This is a genomic window from Clostridium acetobutylicum ATCC 824 (assembly GCF_000008765.1).
Classification (GTDB): domain Bacteria; phylum Bacillota; class Clostridia; order Clostridiales; family Clostridiaceae; genus Clostridium_S; species Clostridium_S acetobutylicum.
This window is the reverse complement of sequence record NC_003030.1, coordinates 357,848-381,779: the sequence shown is the minus strand read 5'-3', so window position 1 is coordinate 381,779 and position 23,932 is coordinate 357,848. Positions and strand designations below refer to the sequence as shown.

Annotated in this window: 23 protein-coding genes; 6 read left to right on the top strand and 17 right to left on the bottom strand. The window is 30.3% G+C overall.

Annotated elements, in window-relative coordinates:
* The first annotated feature begins 67 nt into the window (after positions 1 to 67).
* Both CA_RS01865 and CA_RS01860 read left to right on the top strand, forming a co-directional pair.
* A complete protein-coding gene (locus CA_RS01865; protein ID WP_010963647.1) occupies positions 68 to 1,375 on the top strand; it encodes a helix-turn-helix domain-containing protein in 1,308 nt (435 codons plus the stop codon).
* 19 nt (positions 1,376 to 1,394) lie between these two features.
* Positions 1,395 to 1,547, top strand: a complete 153-nt coding sequence (locus tag CA_RS01860; RefSeq protein ID WP_158306556.1) for a hypothetical protein — start codon at positions 1,395 to 1,397, stop codon at positions 1,545 to 1,547.
* Between the two features lie 76 nt (positions 1,548 to 1,623).
* Here CA_RS01860 and CA_RS01855 read toward each other — a convergent pair whose 3' ends face one another.
* The 10 genes from CA_RS01855 to CA_RS01810 form a co-directional block, all read right to left on the bottom strand.
* A complete protein-coding gene (locus CA_RS01855; protein WP_010963646.1) occupies positions 1,624 to 3,588 on the bottom strand; it encodes a sensor histidine kinase in 1,965 nt (654 codons plus the stop codon).
* A 291-nt stretch (positions 3,589 to 3,879) separates the two neighbouring features.
* Entirely contained in the window at positions 3,880 to 5,118 is a 1,239-nt protein-coding gene (locus tag CA_RS01850) for an EAL domain-containing protein (protein ID WP_010963645.1), read from the bottom strand.
* A 323-nt stretch (positions 5,119 to 5,441) separates the two neighbouring features.
* Positions 5,442 to 6,134 carry a response regulator transcription factor gene (locus CA_RS01845; RefSeq protein WP_010963644.1) on the bottom strand — a complete coding sequence of 231 codons (693 nt, stop codon included), beginning with the start codon at positions 6,132 to 6,134 and terminating at the stop codon, positions 5,442 to 5,444.
* Positions 6,135 to 6,213: 79 nt separating this feature from the next.
* Entirely contained in the window at positions 6,214 to 7,410 is a 1,197-nt protein-coding gene (locus tag CA_RS01840) for an ABC transporter permease (protein WP_010963643.1), read from the bottom strand.
* 13 nt (positions 7,411 to 7,423) lie between these two features.
* Entirely contained in the window at positions 7,424 to 8,110 is a 687-nt protein-coding gene (locus CA_RS01835) for an ABC transporter ATP-binding protein (RefSeq protein WP_010963642.1), read from the bottom strand.
* Positions 8,111 to 8,131: 21 nt separating this feature from the next.
* On the bottom strand, positions 8,132 to 9,310 hold the full coding sequence (locus tag CA_RS01830; RefSeq protein ID WP_010963641.1) for an efflux RND transporter periplasmic adaptor subunit: 1,179 nt from the start codon (positions 9,308 to 9,310) through the stop codon (positions 8,132 to 8,134).
* 18 nt (positions 9,311 to 9,328) lie between these two features.
* Positions 9,329 to 10,825 carry a sensor histidine kinase gene (locus CA_RS01825; RefSeq protein ID WP_010963640.1) on the bottom strand — a complete coding sequence of 499 codons (1,497 nt, stop codon included), beginning with the start codon at positions 10,823 to 10,825 and terminating at the stop codon, positions 9,329 to 9,331.
* Between the two features lie 241 nt (positions 10,826 to 11,066).
* Positions 11,067 to 12,068, bottom strand: coding sequence for an ornithine carbamoyltransferase (gene argF, locus CA_RS01820; RefSeq protein WP_010963639.1), 1,002 nt, complete (start codon positions 12,066 to 12,068; stop codon positions 11,067 to 11,069).
* Positions 12,069 to 12,250: 182 nt separating this feature from the next.
* Positions 12,251 to 12,784: a GNAT family N-acetyltransferase gene (locus CA_RS01815; protein WP_010963638.1), complete on the bottom strand. Its 534-nt coding sequence runs from the start codon at positions 12,782 to 12,784 to the stop codon at positions 12,251 to 12,253.
* 11 nt (positions 12,785 to 12,795) lie between these two features.
* Positions 12,796 to 13,389 carry a DUF1836 domain-containing protein gene (locus CA_RS01810; protein ID WP_010963637.1) on the bottom strand — a complete coding sequence of 198 codons (594 nt, stop codon included), beginning with the start codon at positions 13,387 to 13,389 and terminating at the stop codon, positions 12,796 to 12,798.
* A 350-nt stretch (positions 13,390 to 13,739) separates the two neighbouring features.
* Between CA_RS01810 and CA_RS01805 the strand changes: the two genes are divergently transcribed.
* Genes CA_RS01805 through CA_RS01795 form a run of 3 tightly spaced genes read left to right on the top strand, consistent with a single transcriptional unit; the run spans position 13,740 to position 15,589 of the window.
* Positions 13,740 to 14,219 carry a hypothetical protein gene (locus CA_RS01805; protein ID WP_013913510.1) on the top strand — a complete coding sequence of 160 codons (480 nt, stop codon included), beginning with the start codon at positions 13,740 to 13,742 and terminating at the stop codon, positions 14,217 to 14,219.
* Between the two features lie 46 nt (positions 14,220 to 14,265).
* On the top strand, positions 14,266 to 14,922 hold the full coding sequence (locus tag CA_RS01800; RefSeq protein WP_010963636.1) for a PspA/IM30 family protein: 657 nt from the start codon (positions 14,266 to 14,268) through the stop codon (positions 14,920 to 14,922).
* A gap of 10 nt (positions 14,923 to 14,932) precedes the next feature.
* On the top strand, positions 14,933 to 15,589 hold the full coding sequence (locus CA_RS01795; protein ID WP_010963635.1) for a hypothetical protein: 657 nt from the start codon (positions 14,933 to 14,935) through the stop codon (positions 15,587 to 15,589).
* 296 nt (positions 15,590 to 15,885) lie between these two features.
* Here CA_RS01795 and CA_RS01785 read toward each other — a convergent pair whose 3' ends face one another.
* Positions 15,886 to 17,262, bottom strand: a complete 1,377-nt coding sequence (locus CA_RS01785) for an HD domain-containing protein (protein WP_010963634.1) — start codon at positions 17,260 to 17,262, stop codon at positions 15,886 to 15,888.
* A 453-nt stretch (positions 17,263 to 17,715) separates the two neighbouring features.
* Here CA_RS01785 and CA_RS01780 point away from each other — a divergent pair, with 453 nt between their 5' ends.
* Positions 17,716 to 17,961: an AbrB/MazE/SpoVT family DNA-binding domain-containing protein gene (locus tag CA_RS01780; protein WP_010963633.1), complete on the top strand. Its 246-nt coding sequence runs from the start codon at positions 17,716 to 17,718 to the stop codon at positions 17,959 to 17,961.
* Positions 17,962 to 18,031: 70 nt separating this feature from the next.
* Here CA_RS01780 and CA_RS01775 read toward each other — a convergent pair whose 3' ends face one another.
* From CA_RS01775 to CA_RS01750, 6 genes are all read right to left on the bottom strand, one after another.
* Entirely contained in the window at positions 18,032 to 19,147 is a 1,116-nt protein-coding gene (locus CA_RS01775) for an NlpC/P60 family protein (protein WP_010963632.1), read from the bottom strand.
* Between the two features lie 85 nt (positions 19,148 to 19,232).
* Positions 19,233 to 20,345, bottom strand: coding sequence for an NlpC/P60 family protein (locus tag CA_RS01770; protein WP_014518829.1), 1,113 nt, complete (start codon positions 20,343 to 20,345; stop codon positions 19,233 to 19,235).
* Between the two features lie 210 nt (positions 20,346 to 20,555).
* On the bottom strand, positions 20,556 to 21,404 hold the full coding sequence (rsmI, locus tag CA_RS01765; RefSeq protein ID WP_010963630.1) for a 16S rRNA (cytidine(1402)-2'-O)-methyltransferase: 849 nt from the start codon (positions 21,402 to 21,404) through the stop codon (positions 20,556 to 20,558).
* Positions 21,405 to 21,416: 12 nt separating this feature from the next.
* On the bottom strand, positions 21,417 to 22,151 hold the full coding sequence (locus CA_RS01760) for a tRNA1(Val) (adenine(37)-N6)-methyltransferase (protein WP_010963629.1): 735 nt from the start codon (positions 22,149 to 22,151) through the stop codon (positions 21,417 to 21,419).
* 110 nt (positions 22,152 to 22,261) lie between these two features.
* Positions 22,262 to 23,032, bottom strand: a complete 771-nt coding sequence (locus tag CA_RS01755; RefSeq protein WP_010963628.1) for an OmpA/MotB family protein — start codon at positions 23,030 to 23,032, stop codon at positions 22,262 to 22,264.
* A 2-nt stretch (positions 23,033 to 23,034) separates the two neighbouring features.
* Entirely contained in the window at positions 23,035 to 23,823 is a 789-nt protein-coding gene (locus tag CA_RS01750) for a motility protein A (RefSeq protein WP_010963627.1), read from the bottom strand.
* Positions 23,824 to 23,932: the final 109 nt, after the last annotated feature.

Here is a 23,932-nt window from a genome sequence, read left to right as displayed (position 1 = left end):
ATCATATTTGTTATTATTGTAATGTAAGGATATTATTAGTGCTAATAAACTTATAAGGAGACTTGGTATGGGAAACTGTCAAATTTTATCATCCGGAGATAAAATAAAATTAATAAGAAAAAAATACGGCCTAAGACAAGACGATATTGTTGGAGAAGAAGTTACTCGCAATCTCATAAGTCAAATAGAACATAACAAGGCAAAGCTTACAAAAAGTACTGCCGAAATAATAATAAAGAACTTAAAGGAAATCGCTAAAAAAAATAACCTTGAAATGGATGTAACTGCGGATTATCTTTTAGAAGATGAACTAGCTCAAGCAAATTCCATATTAGAAAATTATGTTGACGAATTAAAAAACTTACTTGTATACAAATGTAGCAGATTTTATGAGTCTTTAAAAAGCGCAGAAGAATTCCTAATACAGTGGGATATAAAGGAAAAGAAGGTTCAAATTTACGAGTTAGCAGGAGACTATTTTTACATACAAAATGATTTGGCTAAAAGCGTATTGTACTACGAAAAGGCTTTTGATATATTGGATAAAACCTCGTACAACAAAAGCCTGCTTAGTATTTTAAGGAAATTATCCTTGATGTATTTAAACTCTTTAAAATACGATAGAAGTATTGAATGCTGTAATTTTGCTTTAAATCACTTTAAAAACATGCCTGACGATTATATATCAATATTTTTATTTAATACCGCATTATGTTATTACTACATGCACTATTATGAAAAAGCTCTCGAAGTTATTGATAACCTTGAACCTCTTATTAAAGATAATACTTCTAAACTTATAGATGTTTTAAATAATAAAGCATGTTGTTTATCTGATTTAAATAGGATTGATGAAGCTGCTGAAATTTATTTAAGAATTTTTAACCTCTTAAATACCAATAACATAAAATCGTCTCAATATTTATTAATTTTATCCAATTTGATTGATACTTTTGCCAAAAAGGATGTAAAGGATGAAGTTATTAAATATTTAAATTTGCTTTTAGATAGATTTCCTACAAGTTCTCAAGATGATAGTTATCTGAGTGTTGCATGCTTTAACGCAGCTAAAGCATTTATTTATTTAGGCGATTTACAGAAAGCTGAGGAATATCTTTTAAAAGCATTGACTCTTTCTAAAAATCATAACAAGTACTCTTTGCAGGAAAAAACGCTTTCCTTGTTAACGGATTTATATATACAACTTAATGATTTTGAAAAGTTAGAAGAGATTAATTTAGAAGCTGTTGTTCTTTCCAACTCTCAGCAAAAAGTATGTACTAATATTTTTTACAAACTATTAAAATTTCTTAATCAAAATAATAAAACCGAAGACATAGATAAAATATTAAATTTTTTAATAAAGTTTAAGTAAGTAAATAGGAGATGTTTATATGTTACCAAAAAAGAGTAATAAATTTATATTAGTTTTAATCCTTTGCGCAATAGTATTTGTATCAGCTTTTGCTTTAAATACATCTGGAACACGTTCTCTATTGGGTGCAGAACCAACCTGGGGTTGGAATATATCAAAGCTTTTATTTTAGTTTTATAACATTAAACAAAAACCATTCTAAAAAAGCCGCCTTATATAGGCGGTTTTTTTAATTACTAATATATACCTTACTCCAAATATATATCTGCAAATTCTATGTTAACTTTCTCAACTATGTTTTTTATACTGTTATCATCAACCTTCTTAACCTGCTTGTATTCTTCCATAATTTCATTTTGAATTGCTGGAAATTCTATGATGAAAGTGGTACCAACATTTTCTTCACTTTCTACCGATATTTTACCTCCATTCATCTCCACTATTGATTTCACAAGAGAAAGTCCTATACCACTCCCTTGATGTGGAGTTACATGCAAAGGATTAATTTGCTTAAATCTTTTAAATATCATTTTCTGCTTTTCTTTAGGTATTCCTATACCGTTATCTTTAACCTTTAGCACTATCCTTGATCCTTTATCATGTATTGTTACAAGCACTAACCCTTTTTCCTTTCTAAATTTAACTGCATTAGAAAGCAAATTTAGCATAATTCTTTCTACCATGTCTGGATCACATTGAACATATTTCTCTTCTACATCTGTATCAAATACAAGTTCCATTCCTTTTTCATGTAAATAAGGAACTATGGACATGGTTATATTTTCTATAAGGCCTATTATTTCTCTGTTGCTTACACAAGGTTTTAAAAAACCAGTATCAATTTTTGTTATATCAATTAAATTACTTATTATTCTCAAAAGTCTATAGCAATTTTGCTTTAAAACTTTCATATATTTATTTAAATTGCGCCTATCAAAATTGTTTTTATCAATTCTCATTTCCATAACTTGAAGTGCACTGTATATAACATTTATTGGAGTTCTAAGTTCATGTGTTATGTTGGTAAAAAATTCCCCTTTGAGCTTATCAGTTTTCTTTACCTTTTCAATTTCTTCTTTACTTTTTTTAACAAGAATTTCATCAGAAACGTCTTTAACTATATCAAGTGTAAGCCTTTCGCCATTAATTGTAATACCAAAAGCTTCAACCTCTAAATATAGCTCTTTACCGCCAGCTGTAATTATTTTCTTCTCATTATTTTGGGCCTTACAGCAGCATCTATGTACAATTTTATTTATATCTATTCCTTCAACAGTTTTATCTTTAGTCAGCCCAAACATTTTCCTTTGAGCTTCATTCATAAAAACTACTTTATCTTCATTTTTTATTATAACCCCATCTTTTAGTTTTTCTAGAACACCTCTATACGAGAGCTTATCTCTCTTTAAACTATAAAATTCAGCCTTAGCATTATTTATTGTTTTATTTATTACTTTCTCTGATACTGTAATATAAATTATAAATGAGCTTATGAATTCCATAAAAGGCCTTAATTCCATAAGGGTACTACTTAAGGCTAAAACATTTGGTATAATAACTGCAAGGTATACAAGAACATACCACTTAATTAAGCAATTATCCTTAATGTACTTCATTCTACTATATAAATTGTATATAAATATTAAGGTTATCAATAGGCATATACAAACACAAAATATATTAAATTTATATATAGTTATAACTTTATAAGTAAAAACTTTTTCTACAAGTACTAGTGATATCATCAATAAAGTTAAACTCACAAAAGATATAATCTCTACAACCTTTACGTACTTATCTTTATTTTCATCATCAACATTTCTAAAAACAATTCCAACAATATATGTATAAATAACAAAACTTTGCATACCTTCGCTGCATCTTATGAATCTATAGATTTCTCTAGGAAAACTACCATACCTTAATGTAACGACCAAAGATATAAAATCCATAATAACCACAATTGCAAAACCAAACCTTGTATGGCCAATTGACTTTCTGCCCGAAAACTTGTAGGTTATAATAGATGAAATTAAGATACCTAAATCAAAAATCATTTTAAAAACATTACTTGTTTTCGCGTAAAATTCATAATTTAAAAATAAAATTTGAGTGAAACAATACATACAAAAAAGTATTAATAAAAATATAATTTTATTTCGCTGATCTTTCTTAATGTTGACATGAAAATCCTCTATTTTAGAATAATCCATTTTAATCCCTCTCAATCAATTGTATCATATTATATTTTTTATCTTATGTATATTTAGCCTGTGTTGGTAAGGCCTATATGTAAATTCTATTTTTTACCTATATTATATTGTAACATACAATTCGATATAATATAAAGATAACTATATAAATAAAATAAAAAAAACTAGAGGATAATCTTATCTCTAGTTCAAAAGCAACTGTATTTTAAATATGATAAATCAAACGATACTTTTTGAATAAGTGTAAGTTTTATCAAGCCCTCTAGTTTTAAAAATTATATTTTATCTAAATTACATACTCATATAATTAGGATTAAAGTCAACACATAGTATATATTCTTTACCTTCTAAATTTTTAAATACTGCAGAAATAGTTATACATAAATTTCCTGTAGCTAGTGATATGTATGGCTCTGTTACATATTTATTAAGACTCATTGTTTTAAGAAAATAATAATATTTCTTCAAAGAATGATTAGTTCCTTTTTGAGCTGGTTCAAATATAAGTGCTCTTTGTGGAACCATATCTGTAAACCTAGTAGCAGTACTACCTACCTGAATACCTTCCTTATTAAGTACATATACACATTCAAGCTTGCTATTCTTATTTATAACTGTATTTATAGAATCATCAAACTTATCCTCTGTTAAAGATGAAAGTTCCTTTAAAGCTTCATTTATAACAAAATCATATCCACTATAAATCATTTCCTTAGCTTTTACTTCTTCTTCTGTATATTTCTCATATTTTACCGCTGTGGCATCTATGAGCTTTCTACTTGCGTCTAAAAATTTTTCACCTAAATCAAAATCATTTTCAAAATATGATCCTTCAAGCATATCTGCTCCAAGCTCCATTATCATCATAGTCTCTTGCTCTGAAGCTATATCCTCACAGACAACAAGCGCACCAATCTTTTTAGATAAATTAACAAGGGATCTGAATACTTCTTGTCTATAATAGTCAACTTCTATACCTTTAGTCAAAACACTGTTTATTTTTATAATATCTGGTTCAACATAAGATATTTTGTCCATATTGGCAAAACCTGTCCCTAAATCCTTAAGCGCTACTAAAAAACCATTGCTTCTATATAAATATATAAATTTCTTAAGAGCTTCTAAATTAGTCATTTTTCCTTCAATAATTTGAAGCACAACATTATTAGTAGATATTCCAGAATCCGATATCAAGTTCATTATTATTCCAGAGCCAACATACTTATCTATTATTGATATATTAATATCTAAAAATAAAAGTAGTTCTTTATTCCTTTTGTAGACTTTAACAAACTCCTTAACTGCCTTTTCTCTATAAAGTCTGTCAAGCTCAATTAAAACACCTTGCTCTTCGGCAGTCTTAAAAAGTTTTGATGTAGAAATAATTCCCCCATTATCATCAGAAGAACCTAAACAAACCGCCTCTAAACCAATTACAGATTTTTTTATCACTGATACAACAGGTTGAAATTTTATAATTAAATTCTTATTAGCTAGTATGCTGTTTACATCTATACTATTTGCCTCCATCGCTAGACCACCCTCCATTATTAAATATAATTAATTATACAGTATATTTATAAATAAAACAATAAATCTAGGATTACATATTATCACTTTATTAAATATATAGCTCTTATAATTAATTATTAATTTATTCACATTTCTTTATAAATTGTAATAGAAATGAATTTTATGCAATTGCATCCTGAAACTTTTTAAATAAAAATTAATTTTATATAACATTTACTCATCACCAGTATATTATCTGCCGTAACCTTTTCATTATTCAATATAATTTTTCATAAAATCACTATACAAAAATAAGGGGACACTCCTTCCCCTATATCTTTTTATCCTCTAAACCTATATCCTGCACCCCACACGGTTTCAATATATTCAGGGTTAGAAGTATCCTTTTCAATTTTTTCTCTTATCTTCTTTATATGAACTGTAACCGTTGCTATTTCACCAAATGAATCCATTCCCCATATCTTATCAAATAACTCTTCCTTACTAAATACTCTATCGGGATTTTGAGCTAAGAATACCAAAAGATCAAATTCCTTAGCTGTAAATTGAGACTCTTTTCCATTTACGAATACTTTTCTTGATGCTTTGTTTATATTGAGACCTCTAATTTCAATCTCATCATCTAAATTTTTATTACTGCTATTAACAAGCCTTTCATATCTACTTATATGAGCCTTTACTCTTGCCACAAGCTCACTAGGACTAAATGGCTTTGTCATATAATCATCCGCACCAAGACCTAAACCTCTTATTTTATCTATATCTTCCTTTTTAGCCGACACCATAAGAATAGGAGTGTTCTTGATTTTTCTTATTTGTTTACATATCTCAAAACCATCTATTTCAGGCAGCATTAAATCAAGTATAATTAATTCATAGTTTTTTTCCTTTGCCGCCTCTAAGCCTGTCTTTCCTGAAACCTCTATATCTACTTTGAAATTACTAAGTTCTAAATAATCTTTTTCAAGCTCAGCTATACTAGTCTCGTCCTCAATAATTAAAATTTTTTTCATCTTATCACCCCAAATTATTCTCCGATGTTTTCACGCATAAAATTTATTTCTTTTAATCATTATAACTTTACAATTTATTTTATTCAAATCTCAAAGCTTCCATAGGACTAAGTTTTGATGCTTTATTAGCAGGGTATATTCCAAATACTATTCCCACAAGCACGGAAAATAAAAATGATCCTAAAACTACATTTCCCGAAATTGCTACATTTGCCCTTAAAAGCACTGCCAAAAGCTTCGCCCCTCCGTATCCAATTACAACTCCAATTATTCCTCCAACAGCACTTAAACTAGCTGCTTCTATCAAAAACTGTATTAATATGGTTCTTCTTTTTGCTCCAACTGCTTTTCTTATTCCTATTTCTCTAGTTCTCTCTATTACTGAAACGAGCATAATATTCATAATGCCTATGCCACCAACCAAAAGCGATATAGCTGCCGTACCTGTAAGCATTGTTGTCATGCTACTAGTAGTTTGCGTAGCAGTCTCTAATATGCTTGATTGACTAAGAATTCTATAATTGTTATTTGAATTGGAGTTATTGCTACCTTCTTCTACACTTCTGTACTTATTATTCAAAAATAATTGTAGATATCCCATAGCTTCATCTACTGTACCTTGGCTCTCTGCCTCTGCATAAAATGTCTTTATTTGAGTTGTTTGCGTAAGCCTTTCTGCCGTGCTTAATGGTACTATTATCTTATCATCATTAGACCCGGCTATTGAACTTCCTGTTGAATTTAGTATTCCCACTATAGTAAATTCAACTCCATTAACATTCATTGTTTGTCCGACAACGTCAGTAGAATTAAAAAGCTCATTTGCAACATCCACCCCTACTACCGCAACCTTATACCTATTGTTCACATCTCTGCTATTTATAAACCTTCCAGAGCTCACAGAAAGATTCCTTATTTGTGCATAATTAGCTGTACTTGCTTCCATACTTGTTGATGCAGTATTATCCCCAACCTTAACATTAACGCTATTTGTTAAAACCGGTGCTATATCCTTTATTCCTGGCTTTTTCTTTAAATCATTAAGTTCCTGCATAGATATAGCCTTATTTCTATTTCCAACTATGTTTATAGCTATAAGATTTGTTCCAAGACTTTCAATTTGGCTAGATACACTTTCCTTAGTGCCCTGGCCTATTCCAACGAGAACTATTACTGATGCTATACCAATTATTATCCCAAGCATAGTAAGAAAGGATCTCACTTTATTAGCCCAAATAGATTGAATGGACATTTTTATAAGCCTTGTTAATTGCATATTATTTCCCTCCTTACTTGGTATTATATTTATCCGAAATTATTTTTCCATCCTTAACTGTAACTATTCTCTTGGCTTCTTTTGCTATTTGCATATCATGAGTTATTAAAACAACCGTATTTCCATCTTCATTAATTTCTTTAATCATTTCTATAACTTCTTTTCCCGTTTTACTATCTAATGCCCCAGTAGGTTCATCCGCCAATATTATTTCAGGTTTAGAAGCTAACGCTCTAGCAATTGCAACTCTCTGCTTTTGTCCTCCCGATAATTCTGACGGTTTATGATTTAGGTGTTCTTCAAGTCCAACCTTTTTTATAACTTCGTGAGCTCTATATTTTATTTCATTTGAATTTAATCCTTGATATACAAGGGGAAGTTCTACATTTTCTCTAACACTTAGTTTAGGCAGCAAATTATAATTTTGAAATATAAAACCTATTTTTTTATTCCTTATTTCTGCCAACTTATTATCATTACAATTTGTGCTAACACCATCTAATAAGTATTCTCCTTCTGTTGCATTATCAAGACATCCTATAATATTCATAAGCGTTGACTTTCCTGCTCCTGATGGACCTACAATGGATACAAATTCACCCTTTGAAATTTCTAAGTTAATGTTACTCAAGGCTATATACTCATTTCTTCCCATTTTATAAGTCTTACCTAAATTTTTTATTTGAATTGATAAAGGCATTTTTACACCTTCTTTCACAAATTATTTTGCAGACGATTTATTGTTACTTCGGCCCCCTATTGAACCAAAACCTCCCATACCTCCAAAGCCACTTCTATTATTTTGTGAATTAGTGCTTGTAGTTTGGGGAAGTTGAATCATAACCTTTTGCCCTTCTTTTATACCTGAAGTTATTTCAACGTAGTTTTCATTTTCAAGTCCTGTTTGAACCTCAACTAGACTTCCAACATTAGTTGTTCCTGAAAATCCTGATCTATTGTATGCATTTCCTGAACTTGAACTGGATTTACTATAGCCTCTTTGACTACTTGTGCCTGAACTGCTACTTTGAACTCTTACATACTTCTTACCATTTCTCTCAATAAGCGCTTCGACTGGAATAACCAATGCATCTTGTTTTGAAGCAACTTTTATATCAACGTTAGCACTCATACCTAGTTTTATAGCAGCATCAGCATTATCTACATTTAAAACTACAGAATAAGTTGTTACATTATTCGTAGTAGCTCCAAGCTGAGATATAGCCTGTACAGTTCCTGAATATGTTTTACCACTTATAGCTTCAAACTTTATATCTGCTTTTTGGCCAACTTGTACTTTAGATATATCAAGTTCATCTATAGATAGATTTATCTTCAAAGAACTTGTATCTGCTATTGTAATAAGCGCCTTTCCCTGCTGAGCAGTATCTCCACTATTATTATTTTTTGCTACAACTAGTCCACCTATTGGTGCTGTTAAAGTCATTTTACTTTGTTGTTCTTCTGCGCTTGTGAGATCATTTTCATTAGATTCAAGTATCAATTGTTGTTTCTGCTTATCATCATCAGTTTTTGCATTATTTACATTAAGCTGCTGCTGCTGAACCGTTAAACTTGATTTACTTACTTGTTGATCTATTGTATCGCTTTGAACTTTTCCAATTACTTGACCTGATGTAACAGTATCTCCTACATTTACATCTAAATTTTCTATAGTCCCTGCATTATTTGCTACTACATCCTTTGTCTGTGCCGCTGCTACTGTTCCCGTTCCTGATACTGTAACGTCAATATTGCTTTTCTTAGCAGTTTGTGCATAGTATCTACTAGTAGACAACTTTTTAGCACTAGCTGATTTACTGTAGAAATAGTATCCGCCTCCACTTATAACGCAAACTGCCAAGACACCAATAATTATATTAATAATTTTCTTATTCATCCTATAAGCCCCCATTTATTAATTTATTCTATTTTTTAGTTTTATTGAAAACCATATCTCCGTTCCGTGACCCTTTTGGCTTTTTGCCCATATACTACCACCATGTTCCTCTATTATCTTTTTACATATAGCTAAACCTAACCCACTTCCACCTTTTGAGGTATTTCTAGAAAAATCTTCTCTATAAAATCTATCAAATACATATGGAAGAGCTTCTTCTGATATACCCATTCCATTATCTTTAATTCCAACTAACACTTCCTCATTGTTAGAATCTACTTCAACACTTATTTTTCCATGTTCCTTATCCATGTATTTAATAGAGTTAGAAATTATATTAGATATAACTCTGTTTATATTTTGAACATCAATTCTAACATTAGCCTTACCCTTTATGTGATTATCATAAGAAAATTCCATATTGTTTTTTTCTACATCAAATTTGAATTCCTCCATTAAATCATTCATATAGCTAACAAAATCCATATCTATGAAATAGAAAGGAAGCTTCTTCAAATCTAATTTAGAATAAGTCAACAATTCTTCTATTAAGTAGTTCATGCTTTGAGTTTTATTGTATATAGTATTTACGTATTTCTCCATTTTTTCTGGCGTATCAGCTACTCCATCCCTTATTCCTTCAATATATCCCTTTATCGAAGTTATTGGTGTTTTAAGATCATGTGATATATTAGATATTAATTCTTTTCTATTATTTTCATATTGAGCCTGAAGCTCTACAGATTCCTTAAGTTTTTTTCTCATGCTATCAAATGCATCGCATAATTCACCTATTTCATCACTGGATTCAGCCCTAACCTTAAAATCTAAGTTTCCATGTTTGATTTTTTCTGTACCAATTTTAAGCTGATTTAGTGGTATAAGTATTGATCTTGAAACTAAGAATGTTATAAAACCTCCAGTAAGTGATATTATTGCTATTATTGCTATTATTATAGAAATTATAAATTCCGTTGCTAACTGTGATAATTTACTGGTATCTGCTACAAGAAAAACATTACCCGAGCTTCCATCGGAAAATATAAATGTGAATTGTCTTATTAAGGTTTCACTGTCATCTGAAATGCTTTCAGTTCTAGGTGGCTCTGGTCTATCTGCATTGCGACTATAATTTAAATCATCGAGCTTACTAATTATATCTTTGTTGTTCTTCTTACTTCCATTGAAAACAACATTTCCACTTTTCTCCACTATTATATATGTATTCTTTTTTAAAAGCGCTTCATTGATGGTTTTTAGAACCTTCTTATCCTCAAAATTATCTGGAATAGCTTCGGATTCACTTTGAAGCTCCTTAAATGGTCTTATATTTATAGACTTTAATTCTATATATGGATTCAATAATGGTTTCTTTTTCATATCTTCTACCTCATAGTAGGATTTTAATTTTCTACTATACAAATTATTCAATCCAAATAAAGTAATCAAACATAATATTAGTGGAATTAGACACATTGCAATATTAGAAAAGACCAACTTAGTTTTTATTGACAATCCATGCCACCTCCTTAATTCTATTTTAAAAAATCTCATATCGTAATTATATGTTACTATCCCATTCTTAATTGTGAATAAATTATATATAAAAATTATATAAATTAATAATCTTACTATATACTAGTTTCCAGTATTGTTTGCGATAGTTTGAGCTTTTATTATATATTTCTGCTGAAATTAGCGCAAAAAAATGAGCTGATTTTTCATACAGCTCATTGTCTCATTTATAAAAACATACCTATATATCACCTAATGTTGCAACCATAATAGCTTTTATTGAATGAAGCCTATTTTCCGCTTCATCAAAAGCTAGTGAGTAATCACTTTCAAATACCTCATCAGTAACTTCAAATGGAATTTCATTAAATTCATCGTAAATTTCTTTAGCTGCATCTGTGCTAAAGTCATGAAACGCAGGAAGACAGTGCATAAATTTCACGTTAGGATTCTTAGTTTTACTTATCATCTCCATATTTATCTGATATGGTTTAAGCATTTTAAGTCTCTCTTTCCATACTTCTCTATCTTCCCCCATAGAAACCCATACATCTGTATAAAGTACATCAGCACCAAATACTGCCTCATCTACTTCATCGCTTAGAGTTATCTTTCCACCCGTTAATTCTGCTATATCCATACATTTCTTAACAAGTTCACTGCTTGGAAATAAACTTTTAGGTGCCGCAATTCTAAAATCCATTCCCATTTTTGCTGCTCCTATCATAAGTGCATTAGAAACATTATTTCTTGCATCTCCACAATACACAAATTTTATTTCATTTAGTGGTTTATTGAACTTTTCCTTTAATGTCATAAAATTTGCAATAACCTGAGTAGGGTGCTCTTCATCTGTAAGTCCGTTCCACACTGGAACATTAGAATGTTCTGCTAGTATTTCAACTACTTCTTGGCCATAACCTCTGTACTCAATTGCATCAAACATTCTACCAAGCACTCTTGCTGTGTCCTTTATAGATTCCTTTTTACTTATTTGACTACCTGTAGAACCTATATAAACAGCATGTGCTCCCTGATCATGTGCCGCAACCTCAAAGGAACATCTTGTTCTAGTAGAATCTTTTTCGAATATTAAGGCTATGTTCTTCTTTTTTAAATACTGCTCCTCTAATCCGTTTCTTTTATCTTCCTTTAACTTCTTTGCTAAATCCAGCATATAATTTATATCTTGAGGCGTGAAATCCATTAATGACAAAAAGTTTCTATTTTTTAAATATCCCATACGAACCCCCTAATCTATAACCGCTTACTTGTGTTATAATTATTCATTATTTTTGAATAATTATAACATGAAACAAATAATTTATCAATATGCTTTATGATAAAAATATAGGGATTTCCTCTAAACAAGAAATCCCTATACTAAGATTTAGCCGTTTTTTATATATGCATAGCTTTGAATATTTATTCATTGTAGAACCAATATCTTCTAACCATACTATTTTTCCATTCATCAAACACCTCATTATCGAAAACACCACCATTGTATTCAATAATTTTTTTAGAAGGAATATTTTTAAAATCACAAGTCACCAATACTGGATTAACATTAAGCTCCTTAGCCTTTTTTAGTCCTAATTTTAAAATATGTTTTCCATATCCCTTATTTCTTTCAAGTGGAGCTATGTCATAGCCTATATTTCCTAAAACCTTTTTTAAAATTTCAGTAGAGAGCTTCTTTCTTATTCTTATTACTCCTAAGATATTTTCATCACTATTAACCATCCAATATGTAGCACAAGGAACAAAGCCCTCTTTTAAGTTTATACCTTTATCTTGATTTTCTATTTCAATTAAATAGCCTTCAAAATCCTCTAATGATTTTTTGTACATTTCAAAATATTCTCTTTCACCATACGTTTTATATTGAATGGCCATACTCTGAAATTTGTCCTTAAGATTTATTGATGGCTTTACAAGTTTCAAAGCCTCTTCCACTGCATTTCCTCCTACTCATCACCTTTATATTCATCCACTATTTTCTTAGCTATGTTTTTTATAACACTGGCCTGAGCAACCAAACTCATTACTACAATAAACATAAATATTCTGTCTTCATCTTTTTTATCCAAATTAAATTCTTTTACTATGTTCTTCAGTTTATCAGTATTAAAATATTGTTCTGTAAATATATTATTAAAATATTCTTCCTGTACATCAGAAAACACTTTATAAGCTTGTTTCCACGATATTATATCATCATCTCTGTCATTTATTTCATTGAAGGCTAATCTAAAAACCTTCTTTATTTCCTCTGTGTTCAAAACCGGTCTCATATAACTTAGTAATAATAGCTGAGCTATATGATCCTTTGTATATCCTTTTTTCCTACCATCTTCAGGTTTGGATATAACACCGCCCTTTATATAATTCTGAACTATGTTATTTGTATATTTTTCACTTTCAAATTTATCATTTAAAAAATCTATAACCTGCGATAAAAACAAATCTAATTGTGGCAATTCATCATAGGATATTATACTATTCGCTGACATCTCTTCTACTATTTTTTTCATAGAGCTTACACTAAACTCCTCTTCCATAACCTATACCTCCATCTAAACCATTTTATATAAAATATATTCTATAATTACACAAATCTTATTCTCATTTAAATTATAAGTTAATTATAAACTCATTACAAGTTATTTTCTATCCATAAAAGTATGCAAATTAACGCTATCTTAAGCTAAACTATGCTTGTACATTTTCTTTACATTAAAAGGTTATCTTAAAGATAAAATAAGTTTATTTATATATTGTAATATGGTATTATATATTATATAATCTATTCATAAATTAATTAATACATATTAAATTTTGATTTTGCAAATTCATATTCAAGAGACATATTTTATTATATAATTATCTTAGGTTTATATGAATATAGGAGGTGCTCAAAATCAAACGAAAAAATCTAATATCGTGTTTTCTTTTTGTTTTTATTTTTTTAAGTGTAAATATAATTACTCCAATTAATATTAATAACTATTTATCAAATACTATAAATTATACTAATACAGTATACGCATCACCAAGAGGAGGTTTTCACTCAGGCAGCTTCAGTTCTCATTCAAGTTCTGGAAGCGGCGGATTTAAGTCTGGAAGCTTTAGTAACTCACATTCTAGCAGCAGTTCTTCTTCTAGATCATCTAGCGGTTTTGGTTCTAATAGTAGTTCAAATTCATCATCATCTTCACCTAAAAGAACTTACATACCAATACCAATACCTTTTTTTGGTCACAGTTATTATAGACCCGGTTATGGATATGGCTACAGCTCATTTTTCTTTATACCTTTTATATTCAAATTAATTTTGTTTATAGTAGTGGTAGTAATTATATACAAATTTATAAAGCGAATGAGAAAATAATCAAAATATTTAACAACAAATTAAATTATTTTAGGAGGAAAATATTATGGGAATATTTAAAAGAGTATCTAATATGGTAAAGGCAAAGGTAAATAATACTTTAGATGAAATGGAAAATCCTATAGAATTACTTGATCAAAAAATAAGAGATATGGAGGAAAGCCTTAATAAAGCAAAAATTTCTTCAGCACAAATACTTGGTAATGCACATGAAATAGAGAAAAAACTTCAAAAAGCAAGATTAGAATCAGAAGACTATGACTCTAAAGTAAAGCTTGCTGTAAAGAATGGAAACGATGATTTAGCTAAGAGAGCTTTAGAAAGAAAATTAGATGCAGACAAACGCTGTGAATCTCTTCAAAAGAGCTACGAAGATGCTTCGCAAAAATCTAAAGTTATAAAAGATAAGCTAAGAACTTTAGAAGAAGAAATAGAAAAAACAAGAGCTTATAGAGACGAAGCTGCTGCAAGATTTAACAATGCTGAAGCTACCAAAAAGGTAAATGAAGTTTTATCCAATGTAGATACTGGCTCAAATAGCATAAATCTTGATGACATAGAAAGAAAAATCGAAAGAAAAGAAGCTATGGCTGAAGGACTTGGTGACTTAAGAAATGAAGATTCTCTTGAAAAGGAATTTGAAAAATTAAATGAAACAAATCTTGATGATGAACTTGCAAAATACAAAAACAATATTAAATAAGGAGTAACCTATGAGTAAGACAGAAGACTTTATAAAATTAGAGAAAGATCACTATGGCAAAATATTCTCAGATATATCATTTGCAATAAATGATATATCTGACTTTCTTGATAAGGATGCATTAAATAATAGAAAATATGTATCGAGAGAGCATATTTTATCTAAATATATAGAGTTATTAGACTCAGCTGAAGCTGATAGTAAAAAAAGTGGTCTTATAGAAAATCTATTTAATGGAAACAAATATATAAATCTACTCGAAGGATATAAATCCGATCATCAGGCTGACTTGAATCAACTAGAAAATTGCTCAAAATGTACATGCTTAAAATGTACTTGTGAGTGTAAATTTGATTCTTGCAATGGCTGCAGTGATGGAAAAGTAGTAGCCTATTGTGATCATAAGCGTACAAACGTGGTACTCTGGAAAAATAAAATTTTAAATCTTACTAACAATTCTACTGGAGTTGACGATAGGTATTCTGTACTAGCTATTGTCCAAGATATTTTAGAGGATAAAAGATATATATTAATTGAAAATCTTATGAATTCAGAAAGATTTATTCTCTACTACACTCCAGGTATTTCAGAAGACTCCTATGGAGAAATAACGGATGAAAAGGACTTTAATTTTGCAGCATCTGCTTATGAAAATCTCCCTCGATAATTTTTTACTAATTTCGAACAAAAAAATGAAGCGCTGAATAAATATAGTTTATTCAGCGCTTCATTTTTTGAGTTATGCACAGTTATCAAGATATTTTCACGTCATGAATAAGGTTATCCACATTATCCACAATTTTGTCCACAGTTTTGTGCATAATGCACATTGTAATTGCTCTTATTTTCGATATATTTCTCTTTATTTCTCCTAATATGCACATTATCAACAATATGTTAATAAGTTTCCTATAAATTTTACACACCATGCTGTGAATACATGCAATAATTACATATCGAATTCTAAAGCTTATCTTTCATCCTTAAAACAAAATCCTGCTGCTCTTTCTTAGTCTTACTTCCCTCAATATAAAGCATCTTATTAAGTTCATTGAGTATATTTCCTATGTCATTGCCTCTAAACCCCATGTCTATTAAATCATTTCCATCTATATACTTAATTTTCTTTAGATTTATGAATTCTCTGTATTTAACTACTAACTCTGAAATAAAACTTGTAAACCTATCCTTTTCATTATTCTCATCAATGTAAATTGTTGTAGCATACACATCACAAAAGGAAGCAACTATAATATGAGGAACATATTGATCAAACTTATTAAAGAACTCATACTCTTCTTGTTTTCGCTCATCTTCCTTTAATTTAAAAAGCATAAGTGGATACATGTGGTTTTTAACAACAGAACATACTATTTTCTTTCCATCATTAGGAAACTTCAATTCATCACATACTTTTTCAATAATTTCAAGACCTTTTTCGTCATGTCCTTTAAAGCTTATTTTTTGTCCTTCCTTTTTATAGCTCACATATTTGCCTATATCATGAGTAAAAATAGCAAAGGCTAGATAATCCAATTCATTATATACTCCTATATCTTTATTAAACTCTTCAATGTTAATATTCTTAACTTTTAAATATTTTTTCTTCATGTCCTTAAATACGTGATAGGCAGTATTCATATGGGTAAATGCATCAACAAGATGATGTTTACACTTTCCTACTGTTTTTAGCTCTTCCATATAAGGCAGTATATTCTTCAAAATCATATACTGATCCATGACTTCAAAAAATACTCCATTTTCATCCTCATGTATAATGTGAATAATTTCATCTAGAACTCTATCTCTAGGAAATTTCATTATATTCTTTGAATGCTTTCTAATATACTCTTCAGTATAGCCATTGAAGTGCATACCATATTTTATATAAAATCTTATCCCTCTAAGTATCCTAACAGCATCATCTTCAAAGCTCTTTTCATCTATAACCTGCAGTATTCTTCTTTTAATATGTACTCTTCCATCAAATGGATCTACTATTTTATTGTTCTTTATATCTAACGCTATAGCATTTACCGTAAAATCTCTTTTAGATAAATCCTCATTTATATTTTTTCCTTTTATCTTTGATATATCTGCACAATAACCATTAACGGTAATTCTATACACACTTGAGTCTTTTTTTATAGAACTAACCTTAATTTTTCTCTTTCTGAGCTCATCTAAAATTTTTTCAAAATCTCCCTGAAAAGCAATATCTAAATCTGAAGCAGAGTTTTTAGGATTCATAAGTTTATCTCTTATATATCCACCAACTATGTAAGCTTCCATATCCATTTCAATAATTATGCTCTTTATTAGCTTTATAATATCATTCACAACAATCACCTCTTAAAACAATTATACCATTTTAATTTTTGCGATATACACAGAAAGTCGAAAACCTAAACTAATTTTTATTTTTTTGTTAACATTTCGACACTTTGTTAAATTTAACCCATATAATTACTTTTTTGTTTTGCTATATTTTTACACATGGACTATATGCAAAAAGTAGGCAATTATTATGGTAATTTAAGCAATATATTACTTAAAATTTTTTATTTACATTGGTATTTCTAGCCTGTAGCATATGGAAATTTTTTGTATTAATATGAAAAAAAGCATTGACTTTTCAATTATATGGTAGTATATTAACATTAGATGGAAGTTACTAAAAAAATTGTAACTAAATTTAAAACATTATATTTTATTCATTGACTTTTAATGTAATATTTGTTATTATTTAATTGCAATGTTTGTCGGATAATGTAATTTAAGGAGGAATTCAAAATGAAATCAACAGGTGTAGTTAGAAGAGTAGATGAATTAGGTAGAATTGTAATACCTATAGAGTTAAGAAGAACTTTAAATATAGCAGAAAAAGACGCTTTAGAAATTTATGTAGATGGTGAGCAAATCATTTTAAAGAAATATGAACCTGCATGTATATTCTGCGGAGATGCAAGCGATGTTATCAACTATAGAGGAAAAAACATATGTAAGCATTGTCTTGAAGAATTAAAAGAAGGTAGATAATATTTCGAGCTATATTTTTATTTATAATAAATAGACTGCCAAACTTGGCAGTCTATTTATTATATTCAAATTAGTTTACTATTCTTCTTGCAGCACAGTAACTTCTCAAAGGAGAAAATCTAACATTTGCACCAGTATGAGGTGCTTCTATAAAGTTACCATCTCCTACATAAATTCCAACATGCTCTGGACCATTACTTCCTGGTTCAAAGAAAAGTAAATCTCCTGGCTGCAAGTTATTTCCTGTAACAGGATTTCCTTGATTAACTTGCTCATAAGTAGTTCTAGGAAGATTAATTCCAAAATGAGCATATACATACTGCACAAGTCCTGAGCAATCAAAACCACCAGGCTTGTTTCCTCCCCATACATAAGGAGTATTTAAAAACGTTTCTGCATATTTAACCACGGCAAGTCCATTTGTACTTGAACTCTGTATTGTAGTATTCTGACTAGTAGTTTTTGATACTGGTTTTAACTGTATATTAGTAGAGACATTAAGTGCCTCTATTTTTTTCTTCTCATCATCCATAGCCTTTTGTATTTGCTGCATCTCATTGGTATGCTTTGCTTCTTCATCCTTTGCTGCTACTATAAGGCTATTTTGGGTATTCTTTTTATTATTTAAATCATCTAATTTCTTATGGTTTTCATTTTGAAGCGCCACAAGCTTACTATTTTGATCAGCTAAAATCTTCTGCTGATTCTCTACTTCCTGCTTTTGAGTTTTAAAATTATTGATTATTCCCTTATCATAATTTATTACATCTTTTACTGCATCTAACCTCGAAATTAAATCACTAAAACTTTGACTTTCTAAAATTACTCCTATGTATTGCGCTGTTGTTCCATTCACATACATAGCACGTAATCTTTCACCATATATCTCCTGCTGATTCGTTATATTTTGTTTTGCTTGATCTATTTTTCCTTGTGTTATCGCCATATTTTGTTTACTCTCATTTATTCTTTTGTCAGTATCATTTATGCTGTTGTTTAATTCTCCTATTTGGTTATCCAATGCCTCTATTTTGTTTTCTATATCCTGTACACTTTTCAGCGCATTTTGATATTGCTGCTGGCTTTGGTTATATTGATCTTGAAGTGGGCTTGCAAACACAATATTACCGCTGCAAGATACCGTGATACCCAAAGCTATAAGCGCAGTTAAAAACTTTCTGTGCATTCCACTTCTCCCCTTTTATATTGAGTTTTACTAAATTATTAAAAAGGGCGACAAATAATAAAATTTGCGCCCTGATTTTCAAGTTCTATCTTACTCTTTTAGCTATACTATAGCCTCTAACAGCAGTTTTTCTTACATTTTCTCCTGTACGCGGAGCTTCAACCATTTCATTATTTCCTGCATAAATTGCAACATGATATGGTGCTGATGCAGGTCCAAAGAACAATAAATCTCCTGGTTGAAGAGCTGTAACTGTAGTACCTTGGTTTACCTGTTCATAAGTTGTTCTACCAAGACTAACTCCAAAATGTCCATAAACGTATTGTACTAATCCAGAACAATCGAAGCCACGGCTAGGATCCTCTGCTCCCCATATATATGGAAGACCACTAAAGCTTTCTGCAAAACTTACAACATCATTACCACTTCCAGCAAAACTAGAATGGCTGACGCCCCTTGGTATAGGTGCTTGTGCCTTAGCTACTGCTTTGGCTGGTGCACTGCTTGCTGCTGTATTTGCTGCTGCTACAAGTCTAGCCTGCGCTGCTGCCTTTTCTGCATCCTTCTCAGCTTTAACTTCTGCAGCATTTTTGCTCTCATCAGCTTTTGCCTGTGCAATAAGAACATTTTGCTTAGATTTTTCATCATTTAATTGTTTTAGTTTAGTATCGTTTTCTTTATTTAAAGCTTCAAGTTGCTGCTTTTCTGATACAATCTTATCTTTTTTAGCTTCTATTCTACCCTGAGAATCCTTTAAATTTGATACAAGCTTTTGATCATAATCTGAAATTTGCTTTATAGCATCTATTCTAGATATCATATCACTAAAACTTTTTGATTTAAGCAGTATATCAACATAACTTTGTGTGCTACCGCTTATGTATAATGCTCTAACTCTGTCTGCAAACTTATCTTTCTCTTCTCTTATGTTTTCTTTAGAAACTGCTATGTCGTTCTGAGCCTGATTTATATTCTGCTGTGATTGAGTTATTTTCTTATCAACACTGTCCCTTTGGCTCATTATAGTTTCTATCTGGTTGTCCATCTTCTGTATATCTTCTTCTAAATTCTGCACATTTTTATGTGACGCATCATACTTGCTTTGCGCATCTTGAAGCGGCGCCGCAAAAACGCTAGTAGACCCCATAGACGCTACTATACCAAAAGCGACTACAGTCGACAATATCCTTTTGTGCACTACGTATCTCCCCCTTGATTCCATTGTAAATATTTTCACACTTGCCCATAAAAAAAGACTATACATTTTTTTATTCAATTTTATGATATTGCTTATATTATAACATTATCTCCGCATAATTTACAACCTGTACATCTAACACTATATTTGAGGTTTTAAAAGCATACCATACAATAAAAAGATTATTCAAAGTTATTAAAAGATTATAAATCAATTTATACCTATAGAATATTTATACACCTCAGATTTAGAAAGATTTCTAGCCTTAGCAACCTTCTTTATAGCTTCTTTTTTGGACAGTCCTTCTTCCATACACTTTATTATATGTTCTTCAACATTAATATCTTGCCATTCGGACATTTTTTCAATAGCAATTTCCTCTTCGCTTTTCCCCTCTATAATTAGTACGTATTCACCCTTAGGTTTAGTACTCTCATAAAATTCAATTGCACTCTTTAAGGTTGTATGTTTTATCTCTTCATGAAGCTTTGTTAATTCCCTACATATAGCTATTTCCCTATCACCAAGATTATCGAACAAAAACCCTAATGTATTTAATAGTTTATGAGGTGCTTCATAAAAAATTAAAGTATCCTTAACATTCTTTACTTCCTCCATCACTATTTTTCTATCTTTTGTCTCCTTAGGTAGAAAGCCTCTAAATACAAATTTGGAGGTATCTAAACCAGAGTATACTAAAGCTGTAATTAGAGCAGTAGGACCCGGTATAACCTCAAATTCAAGATTATTTTCTATGAACTTCTCTACTATAACACTTCCAGGATCAGAAATTCCAGGCATACCTGCATCAGTAACTAAAGCTACTTTTTTGCCTTCTCTAACCATATCCATTAACTCAGAACTTCTGTTATTCTCATTAAATTTATGATAACTTATTAAAGGTTTTTTTATATCGAAATGGTTCAAAAGCTTTAAACTTTGTCTTGTATCCTCTGCTGCAATAACATCGCAATTCTGAAGTGTCTCTAAAGCCCTTAATGTTATATCCTTTAAATTTCCTATAGGTGTTCCAACCAAAAATAATTTTCCATTATTCATACCTAATTATCCCTACCTTCCATATATCTCATTCAATTCCTCTGTATACTCCCCATTCTCTTTGTGTATATAGAGAGACTTTTCCCACTTTAAAAATGCTCCTCCGTCTCTTTGCCCCTCTATTAAAACTATATTTGGTGCTTTATTTACACTGGGATAAACCATTTTTATAGACTTTGGTTCTATTTTATACTCTCTCATAAGACATAGTATATCCGCAAGTCTTTCGGGTCTATGCACCATAAAAAGTCTACCATTGTCTTTTAAGAGAGTTCTAGCCGCCTTTATTACATCTTCTAAAGTGCAGCATATCTCATGTCTTGCAATAGCATTTTTATCAAATTCATTTACAATTCCAGAATTTCTAAGCTTATATGGTGGATTTACTGTTACAACATCTACTCTTTCTAACTTTTTTAATTCAGCCAAATTTTTAATATCTTCATTTATAAATTTTATTTTCTCTTGAAATTTATTATATAAAACAGTTCTATTAGCCATCTGTACCATATCTTCCTGAATTTCAATTCCTGTAATATGCCTTGGAGATTTTTTTCCCTGTATAATAAATGGAATTATTCCTGTGCCACTACATAAATCTATTACAGTTTGATTGCTTTTAACTTTGGCATAATTGGCTAGTAAAACTGCATCAACTCCAAATCTAAAGCCTTCTTTTTTTTGTATTATATGAATATCCTTTATTTGCAAATCATCAAGTGTTTCATCTATTTTAACCAAATCCATAAGTTCACTTCCTAAATTATTATTAAAACCCTATTAATTATATTATACATTATGTCTTTTTTCTACAAAATAAAAACAAGGAATGTATGCTCAATTCCTTGTTTTACTCCTTATTTGCCGCTGCTCTCTTGTTCCACAGCATTAAATTTACTATTCAATATTACAATATCAACTCTTCTATTTCTAGCTTTTCCTGCTTCTGAATTATTATCTGCCACAGGTCTTGTATCCGCATAACTTACTGTGTACATTTGAGTAACTGGTATTTTAGAAACATCTATAAAAAGGTGTTCAACATTATTTGATCTAGCAGAGCCTAGTTCAATATTTGATGCATATTGAGAATTGCTTATAGGGGTATTATCCGTATGCCCTTCGATTCTTATATAGTTATCAATAGTTTTTAATATTTCTCCTATCTCAACTAACTTTTTCTGAAAGTCCGGTTTTACCTCTGCTCTTCCTGTATCAAACATGAGTGTATCAACTATACTAACTACTAATCCTTTTTCCTGTAAATTTGTGCTAACACTGCCCTGCATACCGTTTTGGTTTACATACTGGTCTATCTTTTTCTTTACATCCTTAAGTTTATTTTCCTCTGCTTTTTCAGCAGAAGCGCTTTGCTTACTAGCTTCTTGAGTAACATAACTGCTTGTGGACTTTATGTCTACAGCATCCTGATTACCAATAACTGTTTTACCACTAGCACCGTTGAAACCAACTTTAAGAGATTGCGCAATTTGAGCAAACTTTTCCTTACTCACTGTACTTGAGGCATACATAACTATAAAAAATGCCATAAGAAGCGTTATTAAATCTGAATATGTCAAAAGCCAACGTTCTGAATTTTCCGGTTCCTCGTGTTTTTTCCTTTTCAAATTTATTCACCTTCTCCTGCACCCATACTTTCATACTGTTGAAGTTGCTTCTTGTCCAAAAATCCTTTAAGTTTTTCATCGAGTGTATTTGGATTTATACCTTCCTGAATACAAAGTATTGCTTCGATTATCAAGTTTTTTTCCTGTATCTCTATTGCATTATATCTCTTAAGTTTATTAGCTATTGGTAAATAAACTAAGTTCGCACTACTTATACCATAAAGTGTAGCCAAAAATGCAGATGATATAGATTCACCAAGCTGAGATGTATCACTACTTAAATTTGCAAGAACAACAACAAGACTACATACAGTACCTATAATTCCAAGAGTAGGAGCATATCCACCTGCTGCCTGAAATATAGACGCACCCATATTATGTCTTTCTTCTATTAATTCAACACTTAATTCCAATGTATCTTTAACTGTCTGCGGTTCAATACCGTCTACTACCATCTGAAGTCCTTTTTTAATAAATGGATCTACACTCTCATCAGATATCATTTCTTCTATACTTAACAAACCTTCTTTTCTTGTTTTGAAGGCTATTTGCTTAAAATAAGCTATAAGTGCAGGTAAATCTGATTTAGGTTTTGAAAGTGCAACCTTAACAATACTTCCAAGTTTTTTAATATCTCCAATCGGAAATGATGTACCTACTGCTCCTATAGTTCCTCCAAAAACAATTATCGCTGGTGAAACATGTATAAGATTTATAACTGAACCACCATCAATAATAAATCCAACTATAACAGACACAAGTGCCACTAACACAAATACAATACTATCCAAACCATTCTCCTCCTTAATACCCGTCGGTTAAGAAAACTTATAAAATTTATATATGTATTCCAATATGCAAAATCAAAAAAAGCCTATAGTCTATTATCGTAAATTAGTA

Coding starts and splice junctions, on each gene's coding strand:
- CA_RS01830 (WP_010963641.1), bottom strand. CDS start 9,310: ATGAATAAGAAAATTATTAATATAATTATTGGTGTCTTGGCAGTTTGC.
- CA_RS01835 (WP_010963642.1), bottom strand. CDS start 8,110: ATGCCTTTATCAATTCAAATAAAAAATTTAGGTAAGACTTATAAAATG.
- CA_RS01760 (WP_010963629.1), bottom strand. CDS start 22,151: ATGGATTTGGTTAAAATAGATGAAACACTTGATGATTTGCAAATAAAG.
- rsmI (WP_010963630.1), bottom strand. CDS start 21,404: ATGAATAATGGAAAATTATTTTTGGTTGGAACACCTATAGGAAATTTA.
- CA_RS01780 (WP_010963633.1), top strand. CDS start 17,716: ATGAAATCAACAGGTGTAGTTAGAAGAGTAGATGAATTAGGTAGAATT.
- CA_RS01795 (WP_010963635.1), top strand. CDS start 14,933: ATGAGTAAGACAGAAGACTTTATAAAATTAGAGAAAGATCACTATGGC.
- CA_RS01840 (WP_010963643.1), bottom strand. CDS start 7,410: ATGCAATTAACAAGGCTTATAAAAATGTCCATTCAATCTATTTGGGCT.
- CA_RS01845 (WP_010963644.1), bottom strand. CDS start 6,134: ATGAAAAAAATTTTAATTATTGAGGACGAGACTAGTATAGCTGAGCTT.
- CA_RS01800 (WP_010963636.1), top strand. CDS start 14,266: ATGGGAATATTTAAAAGAGTATCTAATATGGTAAAGGCAAAGGTAAAT.
- CA_RS01810 (WP_010963637.1), bottom strand. CDS start 13,389: ATGGAAGAGGAGTTTAGTGTAAGCTCTATGAAAAAAATAGTAGAAGAG.
- CA_RS01855 (WP_010963646.1), bottom strand. CDS start 3,588: ATGGATTATTCTAAAATAGAGGATTTTCATGTCAACATTAAGAAAGAT.
- argF (WP_010963639.1), bottom strand. CDS start 12,068: ATGGGATATTTAAAAAATAGAAACTTTTTGTCATTAATGGATTTCACG.
- CA_RS01865 (WP_010963647.1), top strand. CDS start 68: ATGGGAAACTGTCAAATTTTATCATCCGGAGATAAAATAAAATTAATA.
- CA_RS01860 (WP_158306556.1), top strand. CDS start 1,395: ATGTTACCAAAAAAGAGTAATAAATTTATATTAGTTTTAATCCTTTGC.
- CA_RS01775 (WP_010963632.1), bottom strand. CDS start 19,147: ATGCACAGAAAGTTTTTAACTGCGCTTATAGCTTTGGGTATCACGGTA.
- CA_RS01850 (WP_010963645.1), bottom strand. CDS start 5,118: ATGGAGGCAAATAGTATAGATGTAAACAGCATACTAGCTAATAAGAAT.